The following is a 19,570-nucleotide window of genomic DNA, read 5'->3' as shown; positions in this document are numbered from 1 at the left end:
GAGTGAGCCAGGCGTCCTCACCCAGAGCGGCGCGCGTCGGGGTCGCGAGCGCCGTCGAGCGCGTCGGCGAGCGCTGGGGCCTCGACCGCGATGCGTCGCGATCGCGGGCCGAGCGCCCGACCCGCGCGGACGCCATTCGGCGCGTCCCACGTGCCCGCCTCGCAGGCAACGAGGATCTCACGCGCGAGCAAGTGCTCGCGGCGCTCTCCATGCCGCCGGCCACGCTGATCGGAGCGCTCGAAGCCTCGGCGGTGCCGGACGAAGCACGGCGCTCCGTCGAGCCTCGCGCGCGAGAGATCGCCCAGGAGATCATCGACGAGCACAGGGAGGGCGAGCCGTCCTAAGAGGTGCAGGTCGACACGTGGAGACACGTCCGGTTCATCGAGCGCCACTCGCCGTACCACGTGCAGCGCCTGCCGAACGGTGGCCTGCTGCTGGCCACCCACCCCTTCCGCACGCTCTGGCCGCTCTGGACGGATGCGCTCTCCGTGCTCGGCATGATGTCGTGAGCGGTGCCAGGGCCTCCTTGCCCTGGAATCTCAATCCTGCGCGCTCGTTTTTTGCTTCCGTTCGGACCACGCGCTCGGCAAGAATACCTGCCGCATGACAAAACCCATCAAAATCCTCCCAATCGCTGTCATCGCAGGGCTGCTCGGCGCGTTCGCTCCAGAGCGCTTTGTGCCCCCGGCCCACGCGGACTCGCTCGGCAGCTTTTGCGCGGTACCGGTCGATGGCGAGGAGCACTGCGTCAGCTCGGACCGGAGCCCGGCCGATGCCTGGAACCGGGCCGCGGCCGGCGGCGAGCTGCCCATCGCGATGTGGGCCAAGTGGCCGAGCGGCGTGACCGTCGAAGAGCTTGTCAAGAGCCCCGCCGGGCTGAAGGCTTGGTTCGCGGACACCGACAAGGTCCTGTCGTACGTGCGCGATACACAGAAGAACGCCGAGTCGTACAAGGCGACCCTGGCGAGGGTCGGCGCGCTGGTCGCTCAGGTCAAGGCCCGCCAGGAAGCGCTCCGCGAGGAGCCCTGAAGCTCCCCCGGCCAGCGCTAGGTCTCATTGCTCCGCCACGTCGATCTTTCTCCCTGTGCCGATGTTTTTCCGGGGGGCTCATGCGGAGACACGGTCGGGAATCTAATCCAGACGCACCGTGTGCTCTCGCCGCGCCGAGCCGGCGTCCTCTTCTTGCTGGGTATCCCAGGATGATGTAACGACCTGCCCGTCTCACTCGCGGCGCCATCGGATCCGCAGGCAGGTGGACCCATCATCGGAGATAGGAGACGCGATCCATGAGCAAAGATCCTCACGCCAAGCGGTTCGAGATCCAGCGGCTCGTCGAGCGGTCACTCGACCTGGCAAGGCGGACGCTCCTGCAACAGGGCTCGTTCCTACCCGGATTCATAGCAGTCCAGCCCAACGGGAAGTACGACATCGGGGTCGCGGCGCAGGGCGGCACCGAAGGATCGAACCTCCTCATCACGCGGCTGAGGCAAAAGGCTGTGGCAGAGCACCTCCGAGCGGCCGCCGTCTACCGGGACGTGCGCGTGCGGCCTCGCGGCGCACTGGAGGATGTCGACGCGGTTCAGGTCGTGGTCGAGCTCGTGTCGGGGGAGTCGTACAACGTGTTTCAGCTGTACCGTTTGGACGACGAAATGCTGGTCTTCGAGGAGGGTCCGGAGGTCGAGCCCGTCCCCTCCGTCATCTTCGCGGAGGCGGATCGTATGGCGGCAGCCGCCAGGCGATGGTGGGAGTTCTGGAAGTGATCGCCGCGATCCATGCAGGGAGCGGGGCGGAAAGTTCGGTGGCACCCGGTACATCGCGCAGGACGGTTACCTCTTCGACACGCAGAAAGGCAAGAAGGCGACCCTGAAAGGCTTCAATAGGCCCATCAAGGTGATCCGGCCACGAGCACTCCGGGCCCTCGCTGCTACGCCTGGTGCGATGAGGCGTCGCGGGTCGACGCGCTCGCGGCGGCGCTGTCGGCGCTCGTCGCGTACCACGCGAACGCCCGCGAGATCGCGCGCGATCTCGCCCTGTCGTGGGTCAGCCTCCACGACGGCGAAAGCGTCTCGCGGATCGCGGGCCTGTCGCTCGAGGCGCTGCACGCGCGCGTCGACGCCGCGCCGGCCGGGGCACGCGTGGTTCCGACGGACAAAAGCGGGCGCTCGATCCCGCTCTCCCGCGAGACCGTCCTCAAGGCGCTGGCCCTGCCGGGCTCCGCCCTGATCGAGGCGCTCGTGGCCGCCGCGGATGTGCCCGACGAGGCGTGGCGCGCCGCGGAGCCGCGCGCCGAGGAGATCCACAACCTGACGGTGCAGGCCCATTCACGCAGCGAGCGGTTCACCGACAGCGGCGACGGCTCCCTCGGCTGGGTGGAATTGACGGGCGAGCACGTCTACTTCCTCGTCGACCACGCCCCGTTCACCATTCGCCGCCTCCCGAGCGGCGGCGTGATGATCGCGACCCATTTCTACCGCACGCTCTGGCCGCTCTGGTCCGACGCCCTCTTCGTACTCGGCCTCATGCCCTGACTCAGAGTCTCCACCGCTCTCTCCACGTCAAGCTTTGCACCTGTCGCACCTGCGCCTGCGATATGACCGGTCTCCGCTCGCACAGACTCCACCCCTCCAGCCCCCGCAGGCCCCCCCTCCAACCGCGGCTCCCGCCGTGTGATAACCTCGCAGGACGCATGGCACCCTACCGCTCCTCTCGCGAGGACCGCGCCGCGCCCCCGCCGCCGCCCCCGGGCCCGGTCGCCGACATGGTGCAGCAGTTCGCCGACCCCTACGCCTTCCTGCGGGAGCTCGTGCAGAACAGCATGGACGCCGGCGCGCGGAAGATCGACGTGCGCGTCGAGGCGCTGCCCGGCGCCTGCGCTACCTCGGTCACCGACGACGGGTGCGGCATGAGCCGCGAGGACATCGAGGGGCCGCTGCTCACCCTCTTCAGCTCGTCGAAGGAAGACGACACGACGAAGATCGGGAAATACGGCGTCGGCTTCGTCTCGGTGTTCGCCCTCCAGCCGGAGCAGGTCGACGTGGAGACGTGGTGCGACGGAAAGGCATGGCTCCTCCGGCTGCACAGCGACACGAGCTACGAGCTCGAGGACGCCGGACCACGCCAGGGCAGCGGCACGCGCGTGACCCTGATCCAGCGGCTCGACCGGGAAGCGTTCGTGGAGCACGCACGCCGCGCGCACGCCGCGCTCCGCCGGTGGTGCCGCCACGCCGACCGCGAGATCACCCTCAGCATCGCAGACCACGAGGGGGGCTCCCGGACGGGCGCCGTGCGCATCGACACACCACTCTCCATCGCAGCGCCCGTCTCCGTGACCGCCGTCGAGGAAGAGACCACCGTCGTTGTCGGCCCCTCCGCCGGCGCTCAGCACCTCGCGCAGCCCACGAGCGGGGACCCCGCCGTCGAGCACGGCCAGAGCTTCGCCGGCTTCTACAACCGCGGGCTCACCCTGTTCGAGACCGCGGACGAGCTCTTCAGCGGGCTCTCGGGCGTGCGGTTCAAGGTGATGAGCCCCCACCTCCAGCACACCCTGAGCCGCGATAACGTGCGCCGCGACGACGCCTTCTGGGAGGCGATCGCGCGCGTGCGGGAGCTCGTCAAAGGTCCGCTCCGGCGCGAGCTCGCCGCCCGCCTCCCGCAGGCCGCGGCCGCGGCAGCCGCCGGCGAGGCCGAGGGCGCCGCCGCCTACGCGGCGATGCTGGAGGCGGCGCTGTCGCCGCCGACGGCGCTCGATCCGGACGAGATCCCGTTCCCGCTCGCGAGCCCCGTCGCAGGCGACCGGAGCCGCGCGGGGCTCCGGGCGCTCGCGCCGGGACGCGAGCCGCTGCTCGTGGCCAGGCGATCCGACGCGCTGACCGCGGCCATGGCCCGCAGCGGGCTGCCCGTCGTGCTGTGCAACCACCCCGCGACAAGGGCGCTGCTGAAGCGGTGCTTCCCGGCGGCGCGCGTCGAGAAGGCGCACGCCGCCTACCTGCTCGTCCGCGAGGTGCACGAGGAGCCGAAACGCGCCCGCGCGGCCGACGCCGCGCTCCTCCAGGTGATCGCCGACGCGCTCGCGCGCGCCCGGCACGGGGTCGCGCGGGTGAGCCTCTGCCAGGTCGAGGGCGCCCTCCGCCAGCGCAGCGGGTTCCTCCTGCCCGGGAGCGGGGAGCGCGCCGGGCCCGAGCAGAGCTGCCACGCGGCGCGCGAGGTCGTGCGCCGCGCGGCGCGCTTCCCGCCAGGACACGCCCTCTACCTCAACATCGAGAGCGACTCCGTGGCCCTCGCGCGCAGGCGCGCCGCCGTCGACGCGGTGACCGCCGGCAACCTGCTCGCCCGCGCGCTGCTCGTCGAGGCCAAGGGGCCGCTCGATCCCGAGGACAGCGACCGGCTCCTCGACCTCTCGGCAAGCCCGCCGCCGCGCGCGGGGGCGGCGCGCGGCGAGAGGGCGCCCGCAGGCGGCCCGCGCCCCGCGCCGAGGGGGTCGCCGCGATGAGCCGGGTCGTCGCCCGCGGCGCGATCCGCGTCGATGCCCGCCGCGCCGTCCAGAAGCTCAGGGAGCACCTGCTCGTCGACCTGGACCTCTACCTGCTCGAGCTCGTCCGCGCCGCGGCGGCCGGGGGCGCGACGCAGATCGATCTCCGCTACGACGCCGACGACGTCGTCGTGACCTTCGACGGAGAACCGCCCGACGGGCCCGCCCTGGAGCGCCTCCTCGACCACGTGCTCAACGCCGCGCCCGACGCCGCGTCCCGGAGGCTCCGCCTGCTGGCGCTCGGCGTGAACGCGGCGCTCGGGCTGCGCCCGGCGCGCGTCGACCTGCTCACGACCGGGCCGTCCCGCAAGGCCAGCGGCGCGAGCTGCACGCGCGTGCGCTTCACGCCCGCCCTGATCGAGGCGCCCGCCGAGGCCCCCGCGCCGGCCGCCGGCCCCGCCTGCGACGAGGTCCCGAGGCCGCCCGGAATGCCCGCGGCCGGCCTGCGCATCGAGGTGCGGCGGAGGCTCGGCTGGTCGGTGCTCCGCCGGGCCATCACGGGCGATAGCCCGCCCGAGCTGGCGCACCTCGCCGCGGCCACGGGCGATTTCCCGATCCCGATCGCGCTCGCCGGCGAGCCGCTGCGCCGCGCTCTCCCGAGCGGCGATCTGGCGGTGCTCGTGCGCGTGCCGTTCCACGTGCGCGGCGCGCGCCGCGCCGCGCTGGAGATCGTCGCGCCCCCCGAGCCCGAAGGAGGTCCGGCCAGCTCGGCGCCCCGCTCGCGGCCGCTCGCCGCGCCCATCTCCGCTCCCTTCCCGTCCGGCCTCCCCGCCGTCGACTACCTCGAGCACGGCGTGCTGCTCGTCCACGAGCGCTGGAGCTTCGCCCCGCGGTTCCCCTCGGAGCCCTACCAGGGCGTCGAGCTCCCGGTCCGCGTCGTCGTCGACGCGGACGCGCTGCCCACCAACGCGTCGCGCTCGGCGGTGCGCGAGGACGCGCCCCTCCGCGCGCGGCTCCGCGAGGCGGCGGCCGGCGCGCTGCTCGACGCCATCCAGGCCCTCGCCGCGCTCGTCTGCGGCGAGGGCGCGGTCCCCGACGGCGCGCTCGTCGTCGACGAGGACCGCGACCGGCTCGCGGACGCGCTCGCGGCCTTCGCCTGCGTCGCGACGGGGGCAGCGCGGGCGGGCGCCGAGCTGCCCGCCGAGGCGCGGGCCGTGCGCGAGCTCCCGCTGCTCCGCGACGGGCGCGGGCGGCCGACGTCGCTCGCGGCGCTCGACGCGCACGACGCGCCGCGGCTCTTCCTCCTGCGCGGCGACGCGAGGCTCCCGAAGGAGCTCGCCCCCTGGGCCGGCGACGTGGTCTGGAGCCCGGGGGGTCTCGTCGAGCGCGCGCTCGCCGGGCTCCAGCTCGCCGACGCCGAGGCCATGATCGAGCAAGCGAAGCTCGGCGCCGAGCGCCGCAGGGCGTTCCTCCTGCACGCGGTCGGCGATCCCGTCGTGCCGCCCTCCCCGGAGCACGCGTTCCGCGACGCCTTCCAGGTGGACGAAGGGCCGCTCGCCGGCCTCCGCGGCGAGCTCGCGGTCTTCGCCGACGCCCGCGAGCCCCCGCGCGGCGCGGAGGTCCGGGTGTTCTTCGACGGGCGGCACCTCGAGACCGTGGAGCTCGATCCCGCCGCCGTCCCCTTGCCCGTCGAGATCGCGCTCGCCTGGAAGGGGCGCGTGCGGCCGCGGTTCGCGTACGACGGGGTCGAGCGCGACGCGCGCTTCTGGCGCGCCGTCCGCCACGCGCTGAAGCTCGCGATCGCCGCGGCCGACCGCGAGGCGAAGCGGCTCTTCGGCCCGGGCGACGCTCGGCAAGGGGCGCGCTCGACGACGCCCGCGCCTGCGCCCGAGAGCGAGCTCGCGCGCGTGAGGCCCGCGCTGCGCGCCGCGATCGGCGCGGCGTTCTGCGCCCCTCCGCGCCTCGGCGCAGGGGACGGCGGCCCCGGGCACGGAGGCGGCGCGGCGCCGCTCCCGGACGACGGCCTCGCCCCCGAGCGCTTCGGAGGCCTCCTGGACGCGCGGATCTGGCCCACGCTCACGGCGGGGTGGTTCGTGAGCGTGAGCGATCTCTCCGCGCTCTCCCGGGCGGCGCGCGGCCTCTGCACGGCGCCGCCCGGGGCGCGGGGGCGCGCGGCCGACCGGAGGAGGGTGCTCGCCGTCTCGCAGCGCGAGCTCGACTGGCTCGCCGCCGCGCTGCCGGAGCGCGAGCTCGTCCCCTACGGCCCGGGGCTCTTCACCGAGGACGAGCTCGCGGCGCGAGGGCCGGCGCGGCGGCGCGCGCTCGCAGCGTCCCTGGAGAGGCTCGGGGCGATCCCCGCCGGCGCGCCGGTCCTCGAGGTCAGCGGCCCCGGCTTCCTCGCCCTCGCCACGCCGAGCGACGCGACGGTGGAGGTGTGGCACCACGCGTCGCGGCCCCTCGCCACCCTGGAGGCCGCGCCGCTGTTCGGCCCCGCCGCCATCGCGATCGACGACGACGCGGCGGCGCCGAACAGCGGCTGGGACGGCCTCCTGTCGCCGCGCAACAACGCCGCCGTCCACGCGGTCGAGCGCGCGCTCCTCGAGGCGCTCGTGGCCGCGCTGGAGGGCGACGCCGCGGCGCGCGCGCGGCTCGGCCTGCGGGGCGATCCGCGCGGCAGGCCCGACGCCCGCGTGAGCGCCTACCTCCTCGACAGCGTGCAGGCGCTCCAGGCGCGCGCGCGGGCGCTCGGAAGCGCGCCCCTCGAGGCGGCCCCGAGCGAGCTCGCCGCCCGCATCCGGCGCGTGCCGCTGCTCGGGATGCTCGACGCGCGCGGCCAGGAGGTCGCGTGCTCGCTCGAGACCCTCGACGCGACGCACCCGGCGCCCGCGCCGATCCCGGTGCTCGACGCGGCACCCGGCTTCGAGACGCTCTCCTGGCACCCCCTCGTCGCCAGCGACCCGCGAGAGCGCGCGGCCCTGATCCGGTGGGCCGGCGGGCGCGCGCTCCTGGCGCAGAGCGGGGTGCCGGCGCGGCGGCAGCGCGCCGCCGCCGAGCAGGAGCGCCGCGCGTCCGCCGGCAAGGCGCAGCAGGAGCAGGGCCCGCGCGGAGCCGCCGGCCCGCCGCGCGCGCCGCTCGCGCTGCCAGGCGCGCCCTCGCACCCGCTGCTGCGGGTGAGCGCCGCCGCGCTCGGCGTGCAGGGGCTCGAGGGCGAGATCGAGATCGTCGAGGGGCCGGTGTCGGACGCCCGCTTCGTCGGCCCCGACGGCGCGGAGCGGCGCGTGGAGGTGGAGCTGCCGATCCCGCTCCGCCTCCTCCTGCGCGCCGGCGCGGCGGACCCGTCGAGGGACGCCTCGCGCGCGATCCTGACGCGCCTCGCGAAGGCCGCCGGCCGCCACCTGATCGCGCTGGCGCCGCGCTTCGACGAGCTGCCGCCGTTCGCGCGGGGCCACGCGCGCCGCGCCGTCCTGAAGACGCTGGCCCAGGGCAAGCGCGTCGTCGCGGAGGCGGCGCGCGCGCCGCTCTTCCACGACATCGAGGGGAACCTCTTCTCGCTCGACGACCTCCGGCGCGACCCGCGCGCCGAGTGGCTGAGCACCTCGACGCCGCCGCCCTACCCGAAGCAGCGCTACGAGCGGCCGGTCCTCGCGCTGAGCAGGCCCGAGCGGCTGCAGCTCGCGACCGCCGTGATGGTCACGGACATCACCGACGCTGTCGCGCGCGATCGCGCGGCCGAGGAGCGCCTCACGGCGCCGCCGCTCGCCGCCGTCGGCCTCGACGCGGCCGCGCGCGCGGCGTGCTTCGCGATCGTGCCCTTCGAGCGGCCGGCCGGCGCGCAGGAGGGCGCGCCGCCCGCGCACGGCGAGATCGGCCTGCTCGCCCCGGAGCACGCCGGGGCGGCGGGCATCGCTGTGCACGTGGGGCGCCGCCCGCTCTGCGCGCTCGACGCCGGCGACGGGTGGCCCCTGTGCGCGGCCGTCAACGACGACGCGCTCGAGCCGAACCGCGCCTTCGACGGGCTCAAGGCCCGCGGGGACGCGTCGAGGCTCCGGCAGGCGGTGCGCGACGCCGCCGCGCGGTGGCTGCGCGCCCGGCTCGCGCCGCCCGGCGACGCGCTCGCGACGCGGTGGATCGACGTCGCCACCACCTGGCCCCGGCCGCTGTTCGTGACCGGCGCGCTGTGGCTGCCCGCGCGGTGGCCGCGCGCGCCCGAGGTGCTCGTCGCCGCGCCCTCCGCGGCGATCCTCGGCGAGAACGGCGACGGCTTCACCCCGCTCGCGCTGCGCTGCGGGGCGGGCGTGGGCCCCGGGACGACCGGCGTGGCTCCGCTCGCGCCGGTCGAGGGGAGGCTCCTCGTGTGGCCGCCGCGCGAGGCGCGCTGGGACGCGATCGCGGAGCTCGCCATGGAGGCCGCGGCCTCCATGGCGGCCGAGCTCTCGGATCAGGCGGCCGCGGCGCCGTACCTGTGGAACTTGCACCTGCTCGGCCGCCTCTCCGGCGGCAAGCTCGCGGCGCGGACCTCCGCCGGGGAGAGCGTCGGCCCGGCGGCGGTCCGCGCCGAGCTCGCGGCGAGCGGCTGCCTGTGGATCACCGATCGCCGGGGGAGCGCGGACGGCGATTTCCCGGACGGCTCGCCGCCGTTCGTGCTGCTCGACGACGGCTCGCCGCTTGTCGAGGTGCTGCGCCACCGCGCCGCCCCCGGCGCGCTGCGCGAGCTCGGCGCCCTCGCGGCGACGCCCGCCCCGGCCGTGGCGATCGCGGCGGAGATCGGGCCCGCCTCCGGGACGGGCCTTCCCGCCGCGCGCGCGGGCCCTCCCGCCGCGGGCGCCCGCCGCGCGGAGGCGCCCGCCGCCACGGGCGGCGCGGAGGCGCCCGCCGCGGAGGCGCCGCCCGACTCGAGCGGCGCGCGGGCCTGGGCGATCGCGCTGTGGCGCAGCGTGCTCGGCCTGCTCGGCGGCGAGGCGGCGCCGGTGCCCGGCGCCACGCCCGAGGGGCAGGAGGCGGCGGCCGCGAGCCCGCTCGCTGCCGCGCTCCACGAGGCCATCGTCCGGATGAACCTCGAGGGGTCCCCGGTGCGCGCCGTCGTCGAGGGCCGCTCAGGGCGGCCGATCCGTTACGACGCGAGCCGGAGCCACATCGTCGTCAACACCGAGCACGAAGCGCTCGCGTGGCTGCGCGCGCGCGGGGCGCCCGACCCGGCGGCCGTCGCGCTGCTGGCGGCGGCCGCCGTCGGCGAGGTGAACCGGGCGCTCAAGTCGGTCACCGACGCGGAGGAGCGCCGGGCGCTCGATCATCTGCTGCGCTCCATCGGGTAGCGCGCGCCGGCGCCCCGCTCCCGGCGTTGCCCGCGCGCCGCCGGGGCGCAAAGCTCTGCCCCGTGGACACCGTCTTCACCGTCGGCCACGGCACCCGCAGCCTGGAGGAGCTCGTCGAGCTGCTCGGCGAGGGGCCGGCCGACACGCTGGTCGACGTCCGGAGGTTCCCGGGATCGAGCCGCTCCCCTCACCTCGGCCGCGCCGCGCTCGCCGAGGCGCTGCCCCGGCTCGGGGTGACCTACGTCTTCCGCGGCGACGCCCTCGGCGGACGGCGGACCGGGCGGGCCGACTCGCCGCACGTCGCCTGGGAGAACGCGAGCTTCCGGGCCTACGCCGATCACATGGAGACCGCCGCGTTCCAGGGCGCGCTCTCCGAGCTCGAGGCGGAAGCGCGCGCTGGACGGCGAATGGCCCTCCTGTGCGCCGAGACGCTCTGGTGGCGGTGTCACCGCCGCCTCATCGCCGACGCCCTCGTCGCGCGCGGGCTCGCGGTCGTCCACCTGCTCGGCCCCGGCGCGCAGGCCCCGCACGCGCTGAACCCCGCCGCCCGCCCCGACGGCGCCGGCCACCTGATCTACGACGTCGGCGCGCAGCGCGCGCTGCCGCTCGGCGGCGCCGGCGCGCAGCGCGAGCACCCGCGCCCGCGCCGCGCGCGGTGATCCCGGCCGGCCAGGTGGCCGCGGGCCGCAGGCGGGCCGCCCCGCGCCGCCGGATCCCCCGGCCCGGCTCCAGCGCTCCCCTGCGGGCATGACCCCCGGGCGGCGCCGCCGGACCTGGAGGTGACCCTCGTCGAGCCGCTCCGGAAGCGCGCCGCATTCCTGCGGACGGCGATTGGCACAAGGGCCCGCGATCGACCTCCGGTATCGCTGGCCGCTCACCGGCGCCGACCCGAGGGCCGCGCGGTGCGTGTCAAAAAATCACAAAATCCGCGTAGCGGTCCAGTCGGGTATCACCTGAAAAATAGACCATCAGTCGTCGCACTGACGTCCTGATCCCGGCTCACCTGGAGCGCCATCCGCTCCCACGGGGGCTTTCCGCGGAGCGCGACATCGACCGCGCCCCCGCCCGTCCGGTATGGCGGAGCTGCACCGATTCCGTTACCGTCCCGAAATCACATGAAGGCGCGCCCGATGTGGGCAGGGCCTCCTGGCTCGGGAGATAGTAATGAAAGTGCAACGCATTTCGGCGATCCTGCTCACCTCGGTCGCCTTCTCTGCAGGCTTCATCGGTTGCGGCGACGACGGTTCGGACGGGGGCGCAGGCGGCGGCTCTTCCTCGTCGACCACGAGCTCATCATCGGGAGGCCCCGTGAGCACCAGCGGGGGCGGGAGCAGGGCCGAGTTCCTCGGCACCCGCTGCACGGCCGACGCCGACTGCGGGCCGGACGGCGTGTGCGCCCTCGAGTCGGACGGGGACGCCGGTCCTGCGGGCGGGTACTGCACGATGGAGTGCGCCGACGACGGCGACTGTGAAGGCGAGGGCAGCGCCTGCCTCAATGGCATCTGTTACCTGGGCTGCGTCCTCGGAGAGCCCGTGATAACGGCCCTCGACGAGGAGCTCGACCCGCTCAAGTGCCACGGCCGCGACGAGCTGCGCTGTGAGGAGGTGGATGACGGCGTGTCGGTCTGCATGCCGAACTGCGGCTCCGACTCCCAGTGCTCCGACTCCGGCCGCAGCTGCGATCCCAGGCAGAACGCGTGCGTCGACGCGCCCCACGAGGGTCTGCCGATGGGGGCCGCGTGCGACCAGGACGCCGACGAGGATCCGTGCGCCGGACACTGCGTGGGCTTCCCCGGCGACGTCGGCGCATGCACCGAGTTCTGCGGCTTCGGCGGCGATGTGTTCGAGTCCGACTGCGGCGGGTTCGAGAACGGTCTCTGCCTCTACCAGTTCGCGGAGGTCGTCGGCGCCGGCGACTTCGGCGCTTGCACCAAGGCGTGCAAGGCGCACGACGATTGCCTGTTGCCGGACGGCCGCTGCGAGGACTTCCGCCTCCCGGACAACGGCTTCTGCATCTTCACGAAAACGCCGTGCGAGGACGACGGCGATTGCAAGGCACCGGACGAGTGCGCCGAGACGCCTGATGGCTTCTTCTGCCTCGACCCGCTGTACCCGCTGAGCAACGAGGGCACGGGCGGCGCCGGCGGCGCGGGTGGCGCCGGCGGCGCGGGTGGCGCCGGCGGCGCGGGTGGCGCGGGTGGCGCCGGCGGCAGCGACGGCACGGGCGGCAGCGGCGGCGCGGGCGGCAGCGGCAGCGCGGCCAGCACCAGCAGCGCGGCCAGCACCAGCAGCGCGGCCAGCACCAGCAGCGCGGCCAGCACCAGCGGCGCCGGCGGCGCAGGCGGCAGCGGCGGCGCGGGCGGCAGCGGCGGCGCGGGCGGCAGCGGCGGCGCCTGATCGCTGCGTCTCAAGACAGGCGCTCATCTCATCTCCCCTCGATCTCCAGGAGGTGAGATGAGCGCCTCGCGCTCAACCCTCCTTCCTCGAAGCACCCGAGACACCGCGGTGGCGGTCGCGACGACGCGTTTCCCAGGGCTCCCACGCGCCCAGGGGGCGGCGCGCGCCGCCGTCGCCATCCCCTCTCCGTCGCGAGCGCGACGTCTGTTTATCGGCCCGCGGAGGGCGCGCTCGCCCGCGGCGACAGGCCGCGGACGAGGGTCGCGAGCGTGCGCAGCACCGGGGTGTCGACCCCGGCCCGGCGCGCGCGCTCGACCACCGCGCCCTGGAGGATATCGACCTCCGTCGCGCGGCCGGCCCGCACGTCCTGCAGCATCGAGGGCTCGGTGAGCGGGAACTCGGAGCGCGTGAGGGCGAGCATCGCGTCCGCCGTCGCCTCGGAGATCTCCGCCCCTTCCGCCCGCGCGACCGCGATCACCTCGAGCATCGCCGCCCGGGTGAGGTCCTCCATCCGCTCCGCGACCACGCCGGCGCGCTGGCCGGTCAGCGCGCAGATCGCATTGAAGGGGGCGTTCCAGACCATCTTCTCCCAGAGCATGGCGCGGTGGTCCGCCCCGCGGCGGACCGGGATGCCCGCGCGCTCGAGCAGCGCGGCGGTGGCCTCGACCCGCGCCTCCTGCCCGGGCCGGTAGGGCGCGAGCCCGGCGCGCGTCGGCGCGAGCGTCTCGATCTCGCCAGGCCCGGAGACGCCCGAGGACATGTACGCGATCGCGGCGATCACGCGCGGCGCGCCGACGTCGCGCGCGACAACGTCCTCGGAGTCGAGCCCGTTCAGGAGGGGCGCGGCGAGGCCGTCCGCGGCGAGCAGCCCGGCGAGCTTCGCGCTCACCGCGGCGAGCGACGGCGATTTCACGGCGATGAGCGCGAGATCGAACGGCCCGCGCGCCCCGTCGAGCGGGGCGACACGGAGCGGGGGAGTGCGCAGCTCGCCGGACGGCGTGCGGACGATGAGCCCGCGGGACCGCATGACCTCGGCGTGCGCGCCCCGCGCGACGAAGGTGACGTCTTCCCCGGCGAGCGTGAGCCGCGCCCCGAAATAGCCGCCCACCGCGCCCGCGCCGACAACGAGGATCCGCATCGGCGGCGACCATAGCACGCTCGAGCCGGACCGCAGGGAACCGGCGAGTGGCGACCAGCAAGGATTGCGGATATGCCTACGCCCACATGCGTAGGCCGGAAGCCCCCGCCACGGCGCACGAGAGCGGCCTCATGAGCGCAGGCGAGCCGAGCGTGACGATGGAAGCCGAGCAGCTCCAGCGCTTGCTGGACGCCCTGCCGGCGCTCATCTCGTATATCGACAGCGACGAGCGCTACGGCGTCGTCAACCGGGCCTACGAGCGCTGGTTCGGCGAGGACAGCGGCTCGGTCGTCGGCCGGCAGGTGCGCGAGGTGATCGGCGACGCCGCCTACGCCGCCGTGAAGCCGCACATCGCCGCGGTGCTCGCCGGACGGCCGCAAGACTTCGAGTCGCGGCTCAGCTACCGGAACGGCCGCCGGCGCCATGTGCGCATCCAGTACATCCCCCACCTCGGCGCGAGCGGCGACGTGCGCGGCTTCTTCGTGCTCGTCTCGGACGTCAGCGAGCAGAAGCGCGCCGAGGACGCGCGGCGCTTCCTGGCCGACGCGTCGGCCGCGCTCGATCCGGCGCAGGGCCGCGACGCGGGCTTCCGGCGCGTCGCGGCCCTCGCCGTCACCTCGGTGGCCGATCTGTGCGCCGTGCACACGCTCGAACCGGACGGCTCGGTCCACGCGCGGGTCGTCGCGCACGCCGATCCGGCCAAGGCGGAGCTCGCAGCACGGCTGGCCCGGCTCGGCGGCCCGCTGCCCGAGCCCGGGACGCGGACGTCGCTGTTGCACGAGGTGCTCCACGGCGGCCACGGCCGGCTCCTCCCCGACCTCGCCGACCCCGCGCTGGCCGGCGCGGACCACCTCGCCGCCCTGCGCGAGCTCGGCTGCCGCTCCGCGGTGATCGTGCCCATCCGCGGCGACGGGTGCGTCCTCGCGGCGCTCACGCTCGCGTCCGCAGAGGTGGATCGCGCCTGCGACGCCGCCGATCTCGCCTTCGCCGAGGAGCTCTCGCAGCGCATCGAGGTGGCCTTGCAGCGCGTGCGCCTCTACGACATCGCCCGCGACGCCGAGTCCGAGGCGCGGCGGCGCTTCCTGGCCGAGCAGGAGGCGCGCCGGGCCGCCGAGCGCGCGGCGCAGCGCATGGCCGGCCTCCAGCGGATCACCGCGGCGCTCGCCGACGCGCTCACCAGCGAGGCCGTGGCGCAGGTCGTCGTCGACATCGGCGTCGCCGCCGCGGGCGCGTACGCCGGGACCATCGTCGTGACGGCGGGCGACGGGCTCCAGTGCCTCAAGGAGGTCGGCTACGGGCGCGGGACCGTCGAGCGCTTCCGGCAGATGCCCCTCGACGCCGCCCTCCCGCTCACCGACGCGCTGCGGACCGGCGCGCCCGTCTGGCTGCGCTCGCGCGAGGAGTGCTCCGCCCGCTACCCGCGCATCGCGAGCGCCGTGCTGTCCGGCGCGACCGTGTCGCTCTGCTGTGTCCCGCTCGTGGTCCAGGAGCGGCCCATCGGCGTGCTCGGGCTGAGCTTCGCGGAGCCGCGCCCGTTCGACCAGGAAGAGCGGGAGTTCCTGGTCGCGGTGTCGCGCCAGTGCGCGCAGGCCCTGGAGCGCGCCCGCCTGCACGAGGAGCGCGCCGCCTTCGTCGAGCGCGAGCGGCGCGTCGCCCTCGAGAACGCCCGGCTCTACCGCGAGGCCCACGAGGCGGACCGGCGCAAGGACGAGTTCATCGCGATGCTGTCGCACGAGCTCCGCAACCCGCTGGCGCCCATCACCACCGGCCTCGAGCTCCTGCAAATGAGCGCGCAGATGAGCGCCGGCGAGCGCGTGGATCGCGACGACGGGCAGATCCTGGCGACCCTCGAGCGGCAGGTGAAGACGATCGTCCGGCTCGTCGACGATCTCCTCGACGTCTCGAGGATCACGCGGGGCAAGATCGAGCTGAAGCGGGAGCGGCTCGACGTCGCCTCGGTCGTCGAGACAGCTGTCGAGTCGGTCCGCCCGCTGCTCGTCCAGCGCGGGCACGATCTCGTCCTGTCGGTGGATCCGGGCGTCTTCGTGCACGGCGACCGCGTCCGGCTCGAGCAGGTCGTCGTGAACCTCCTCAACAACGCGATCAAGTACACGAACCCCGGCGGCCGCGTCTCGCTCGCCTGCACCGCGGTCGACGGCGACGCGCGGATCCGGGTGACCGACACAGGCGTCGGCATCTCCGCCGATCTGCTCCCGCGCGTCTTCGAGCCGTTCATGCAGGCCCGGCGCACGCTGGACCGCTCCCAGGGCGGCCTCGGGATCGGGCTCACGCTGGTCAAGCGGCTCGCCGAGCTGCACGGCGGCCGCGTCGAGGCGCTGAGCGGGGGCCCCGGCGAGGGGACGGCCATCAGCGTCTGGCTCCCGCTCGCCGGCGCGCCGAGCGCGCCCGCCGAAGCCCCCGCTCCGCCGGCGCCCGGCGCAGCCCCTCCGCGGCCCAGGACGCGCCCCCTCCACGTCCTCCTCGTCGACGACAACGTCGACGCCGCCGACGGCCTCCGGCGCGTCCTCCAGCTCCACGGCCACGCCGTCTCGATGGCCCACGACGGCCCGGCGGCGCTCGAGGCCGCGCGCGCGTCGAAGCCCGATCTCGTCCTGCTCGATATCGGCCTGCCCGGGATGGACGGCTACGAGGTCGTCCGGCGCCTGCGCGCCGAGCCCGAGCTCACGCGCGCCTACATCGCCGCCCTGTCCGGTTACGGGCAAGACCAGGACCGCCGCCGCTCGCGCGAAGCCGGCTTCGACGCGCACCTCACCAAGCCGGTCGCGACGGAGCAACTCCTGTCCCTGCTCGCCGAAGCCGCCCCGCGCGGCTGATTCGCCCGCGCTCCATTTCAGAAGTGCAATGCAGCCGCGCCTCCCGCCAGGCGCGCGATACATCGCTGAAACAGGCTCTTCCAGTTCTGAACGCCGCGCCCATTTCCTTTCATCGGCGCTGACGCGGGCTGACGCGCTCGGGGCCTTGTTGTGCCCGTCAAAAGCCGCGAAACATGCATGAAACAGAGGTGGCATGAGGTGGCAGAGGCCATTGTGTAAGAGGCCGAGCGCGCCGTCGGGCCGACAATTTATTCCTGCGAAACAGTTGCGAAACAGAGCCCACAGTACACAGTTTTTGGTCCGGGACTGTGGCTGACGCCTGGTTCGGACGGCAGCGCGGCAGTGACGGTGAGAAGGACTCACCGGGTCCAAAGGTGGGTTTCATGAGCAAGAAGAAGGACCTCCTCGTCATCGGCAACGGCATGGTCGGGCACAAGTTCATCGAGAACATGGTTCTCGGTGGCTTCCTGCGCGAGTGGAACATCACGACCTTCTGCGAGGAGCCGCGGCTCGCCTACGACCGGGTGAACCTGTCCGCCTTCTTCAACGGCAAATCGGCCGACGATCTCTCGATGGTCAAGCCCGGCCTCTACGAGGAGGCGGGCATTCAGGTCCACCTCAACGACAAGGCCGTCTCCATCGATCGGCGGAAGAAGGCGGTGACGTCGGCGAAGGGGAAGACGGTCTATTACGACAAGCTCATCCTCGCCACCGGCTCGTATCCGTTCGTCCCGCCGATCAAGGGCAAAGACGCGAAGGGCTGCTTCGTCTACCGCACCATCGACGACCTCGAGGCCATGGACGCCTACGCCAAGGTCGCGAAGGTCGGCACGGTCATCGGCGGCGGCCTGCTCGGGCTGGAGGCGGCCAACGCGCTCAAGAACATGGGCCTCCAGGTCAACGTCGTCGAGTTCGCGCCGCGCCTGATGGCCCTCCAGGTCGACGACGCCGGCGGCGCGATCCTCCGGGCGAAGATCGAGTCGCTCGGCGTGAACGTGCACACGAGCAAGTCGACGACGGAGATCGTCGCGGAGCACGGCCGCGTGGCGAGGATGGTCTTCGCCGACCAGAGCGAGCTCTCGACCGACATGATCGTCTTCTCGGCCGGTATCCGCCCGAGGGACGAGCTCGCGAGGGCGTGTGATCTCGCGCTCGGGAACCGCGGCGGCGTCGCCATCAACGAGCGCTGTCAGACGTCGGACCCGGACATCTACGCCATCGGCGAGTGCGCCAGCTTCAACAGCCAGCTCTACGGCCTGGTGGCGCCCGGCTACCACATGGCCAAGGTCGCGGTCGACGCCATCACCGGCGGGAAGGAGACCTTCAGCGGCTTCGACATGAGCACGAAGCTCAAGCTGATGGGCGTGGACGTCGCGAGCTTCGGCGACGCGTTCGCGACCCAGCAGGGCGCCCGCGTGCTCAGCTTCATGAACGCGACGTCGAACGTCTACAAGAAGCTCGTCGTCAGCGGGGACGGCAAGCTCCTCCTCGGCGGCATCCTGGTCGGCGACGCCGCGAACTACGGCCAGCTGCTCCAGCTCGTGCAGAACAAGATCGTCCTCCCGCCGCACCCGGAGGACCTCATCGTCACGGCGCGGGACGGCGCGAAGCCGGCGGGCCTCGGCGTCGACGCGCTGCCCGACACCGCCATGATCTGCTCGTGCCTGAACGTCACGAAGAAGGCCATCTGCTCGGCCATCTGCGACGACAAACACGTCACGGTCGCCGGCATCAAGGGGCACACCAAGGCCGGCACGGGCTGCGGATCGTGCACGACGCTGATCTCCGACATCCTGAAGAAGGAGCTCAAGAAGGCCGGCGTCGCGGTCAACAACTACATCTGCGAGCACTTCAACCACTCGCGTCAGGAGCTCTATCACCTCGTCCGGATCCACCAGATCAAGACGTTCGACGACCTGCTCACCCGCCACGGCCAGGGCAAGGGCTGCGAGATCTGCAAGCCCGCGGTGGCGTCGATCCTCGCATCGACGTGGAACGAGCACATCCTGAGCAAGAAGCACCTTCCCCTGCAGGACACGAACGATCGCTACCTGGCCAACGTCCAGCGGGACGGCACCTACTCGGTGGTCCCGCGCGTGGCGGGCGGCGAGATCACGCCGGATCAGCTGATCGCCCTCGGGGTGGTCGCGAAGAAGTACAACCTGTACTCGAAGATCACCGGCGGCCAGCGCGTGGACCTGTTCGGCGCGCGGCTGGAGCAGCTGCCCGACATCTGGCGCGAGCTCATCGCCGCCGGCTTCGAGTCGGGGCACGCGTATGGCAAGTCGCTGCGCACCGTGAAGTCGTGCGTCGGCAGCACCTGGTGCCGCTACGGCGTGCAGGACTCGGTGGGCTTCGCGGTCGCGGTCGAGAACCGCTACAAGGGGCTGCGCAGCCCCCACAAGCTGAAGTCCGCGGTGTCCGGCTGCGCGCGCGAGTGCGCCGAGGCGCAGGGCAAGGACTTCGGCATCATCGCGACGGAGAAGGGCTACAACCTCTACCTCTGCGGCAACGGCGGGATGAAGCCCCAGCACGCCCAGCTCTTCGCCTCGGATCTCGACGAGGCGACGCTCATCAAGTACCTCGATCGGTTCCTGATGTTCTACATCCGCACGGCGGACCGGCTCCAGCGCACGTCGGTGTGGTTCAACAACCTCGAGGGCGGCATGGATTACCTCCGCCAGGTCATCATCGACGACTCGCTCGGCATCTGTGACGAGCTGGAGAAGGAGATGGCCCACCTCATCGCCACCTACGAGTGCGAGTGGAAGGCCGCCGTCAACGACCCCGAGAAGCTCAAGCAGTTCCGCCAGTTCGTGAACGTCGGCGAGCCCGACCGGAGCATCGTGTTCGTCAGCGAGCGCGCGCAGCACCGCCCCGCGGCGTGGCAGGAGAAGTCGAACCTCGTCGAGGAGATGATCTGACAGCAGGGCCGAGTGGCCTTGTCTGAGGGAAACCGTCATGAGCGAGCTGCACACTTCGAAGGCGCCTCGGAGCGAGACAACGGCCCAGGGTTGGGTCGACGTCTGCGGGGTAGAGGACATCATCCCGAACACCGGGGTCTGCGCGCTCGTCGGGAAGCGCCAGATCGCGCTGGTCCGGGTCGGCGAGGGCGAGGAGATCTACGCCATCAGCAACTTCGACCCGTTCAGCAAGGCGTTCGTCCTCTCCCGCGGCATCGTCGGAGACAAGGGGGGCGTCCCCAAGATCGCCTCTCCGATCTACAAGCAGAACTTCGATCTGCGGTCGGGTCAGTGCCTGGACGACCCGAACGTGCTCATCCCCGTGTATCCCACCCGCGTCCGGAACGGGCGGGTCGAGATCCAGGCCGCGGCGGAGCCGCTCGCGGCGGCGAGCTGACGGGATGACCTGGCGAGCCAGCGCCAGGCGCTTCCGTGCAGCGGGCACGCCGCCGTTCGCG

At 73.6% G+C, this 19,570-nt stretch carries 12 protein-coding genes and 1 pseudogene; 12 read left to right on the top strand and 1 reads right to left on the bottom strand.

The window, feature by feature from the left end; all coding sequences use genetic code 11:
• Positions 1-2 precede the first annotated feature (2 nt).
• The 9 genes and pseudogenes from WMF45_RS47235 to WMF45_RS47195 all read left to right on the top strand — a co-directional run bounded on the left by WMF45_RS47235 (position 3) and on the right by WMF45_RS47195 (position 12,177).
• A complete protein-coding gene (locus WMF45_RS47235) occupies positions 3-344 on the top strand; it encodes a hypothetical protein (RefSeq protein WP_437713488.1) in 342 nt (113 codons plus the stop codon).
• A 3-nt stretch (positions 345-347) separates the two neighbouring features.
• Entirely contained in the window at positions 348-509 is a 162-nt protein-coding gene (locus tag WMF45_RS47230; protein ID WP_437713486.1) for a hypothetical protein, read from the top strand.
• Positions 510-603: 94 nt separating this feature from the next.
• On the top strand, positions 604-1,029 hold the full coding sequence (locus WMF45_RS47225; RefSeq protein ID WP_437713484.1) for a hypothetical protein: 426 nt from the start codon (positions 604-606) through the stop codon (positions 1,027-1,029).
• 257 nt (positions 1,030-1,286) lie between these two features.
• Entirely contained in the window at positions 1,287-1,760 is a 474-nt protein-coding gene (locus WMF45_RS47220; RefSeq protein ID WP_437713482.1) for a hypothetical protein, read from the top strand.
• Positions 1,761-1,985: 225 nt separating this feature from the next.
• Positions 1,986-2,528 (top strand): annotated as a pseudogene (locus WMF45_RS47215) (hypothetical protein); the annotation flags it as partial.
• A gap of 158 nt (positions 2,529-2,686) precedes the next feature.
• Positions 2,687-4,489 carry an ATP-binding protein gene (locus WMF45_RS47210; protein WP_437713480.1) on the top strand — a complete coding sequence of 601 codons (1,803 nt, stop codon included), beginning with the start codon at positions 2,687-2,689 and terminating at the stop codon, positions 4,487-4,489.
• Positions 4,486-9,780, top strand: a complete 5,295-nt coding sequence (locus WMF45_RS47205; RefSeq protein WP_437713478.1) for a hypothetical protein — start codon at positions 4,486-4,488, stop codon at positions 9,778-9,780. The genes WMF45_RS47210 and WMF45_RS47205 overlap by 4 nt, the downstream gene beginning before the upstream one ends.
• 62 nt (positions 9,781-9,842) lie before the next feature.
• Complete coding sequence (locus WMF45_RS47200) at positions 9,843-10,439, top strand: DUF488 domain-containing protein (RefSeq protein ID WP_437713476.1); 597 nt, start codon at positions 9,843-9,845, stop codon at positions 10,437-10,439.
• A gap of 505 nt (positions 10,440-10,944) precedes the next feature.
• Positions 10,945-12,177 (top strand): hypothetical protein, encoded by a 1,233-nt coding sequence (locus WMF45_RS47195; RefSeq protein WP_437713474.1) that lies wholly within the window; start codon positions 10,945-10,947, stop codon positions 12,175-12,177.
• 208 nt (positions 12,178-12,385) lie between these two features.
• Here WMF45_RS47195 and WMF45_RS47190 read toward each other — a convergent pair whose 3' ends face one another.
• Positions 12,386-13,315, bottom strand: a complete 930-nt coding sequence (locus WMF45_RS47190) for a ketopantoate reductase family protein (protein ID WP_437713472.1) — start codon at positions 13,313-13,315, stop codon at positions 12,386-12,388.
• Positions 13,316-13,401: 86 nt separating this feature from the next.
• On the opposite strand from WMF45_RS47190, the gene WMF45_RS47185 reads away from it, so the two are divergent.
• From WMF45_RS47185 to nirD, 3 genes are all read left to right on the top strand, one after another.
• The gene (locus tag WMF45_RS47185; RefSeq protein ID WP_437713470.1) at positions 13,402-16,149 is read left to right on the top strand and encodes an ATP-binding protein; all 2,748 of its coding nucleotides are present in this window, start codon (positions 13,402-13,404) and stop codon (positions 16,147-16,149) included.
• 383 nt (positions 16,150-16,532) lie between these two features.
• Positions 16,533-19,073, top strand: coding sequence for a nitrite reductase large subunit NirB (gene nirB / locus WMF45_RS47180; protein WP_437713468.1), 2,541 nt, complete (start codon positions 16,533-16,535; stop codon positions 19,071-19,073).
• 37 nt (positions 19,074-19,110) lie between these two features.
• Complete coding sequence (gene nirD / locus WMF45_RS47175) at positions 19,111-19,509, top strand: nitrite reductase small subunit NirD (RefSeq protein WP_437713466.1); 399 nt, start codon at positions 19,111-19,113, stop codon at positions 19,507-19,509.
• Positions 19,510-19,570 lie beyond the last annotated feature (61 nt).

This window comes from Sorangium sp. So ce448, assembly GCF_051520915.1.
GTDB lineage: Bacteria > Myxococcota_A > Polyangia > Polyangiales > Polyangiaceae > Sorangium > Sorangium cellulosum_B.
This window is presented reverse-complemented; position numbering and strand designations above follow the sequence as displayed.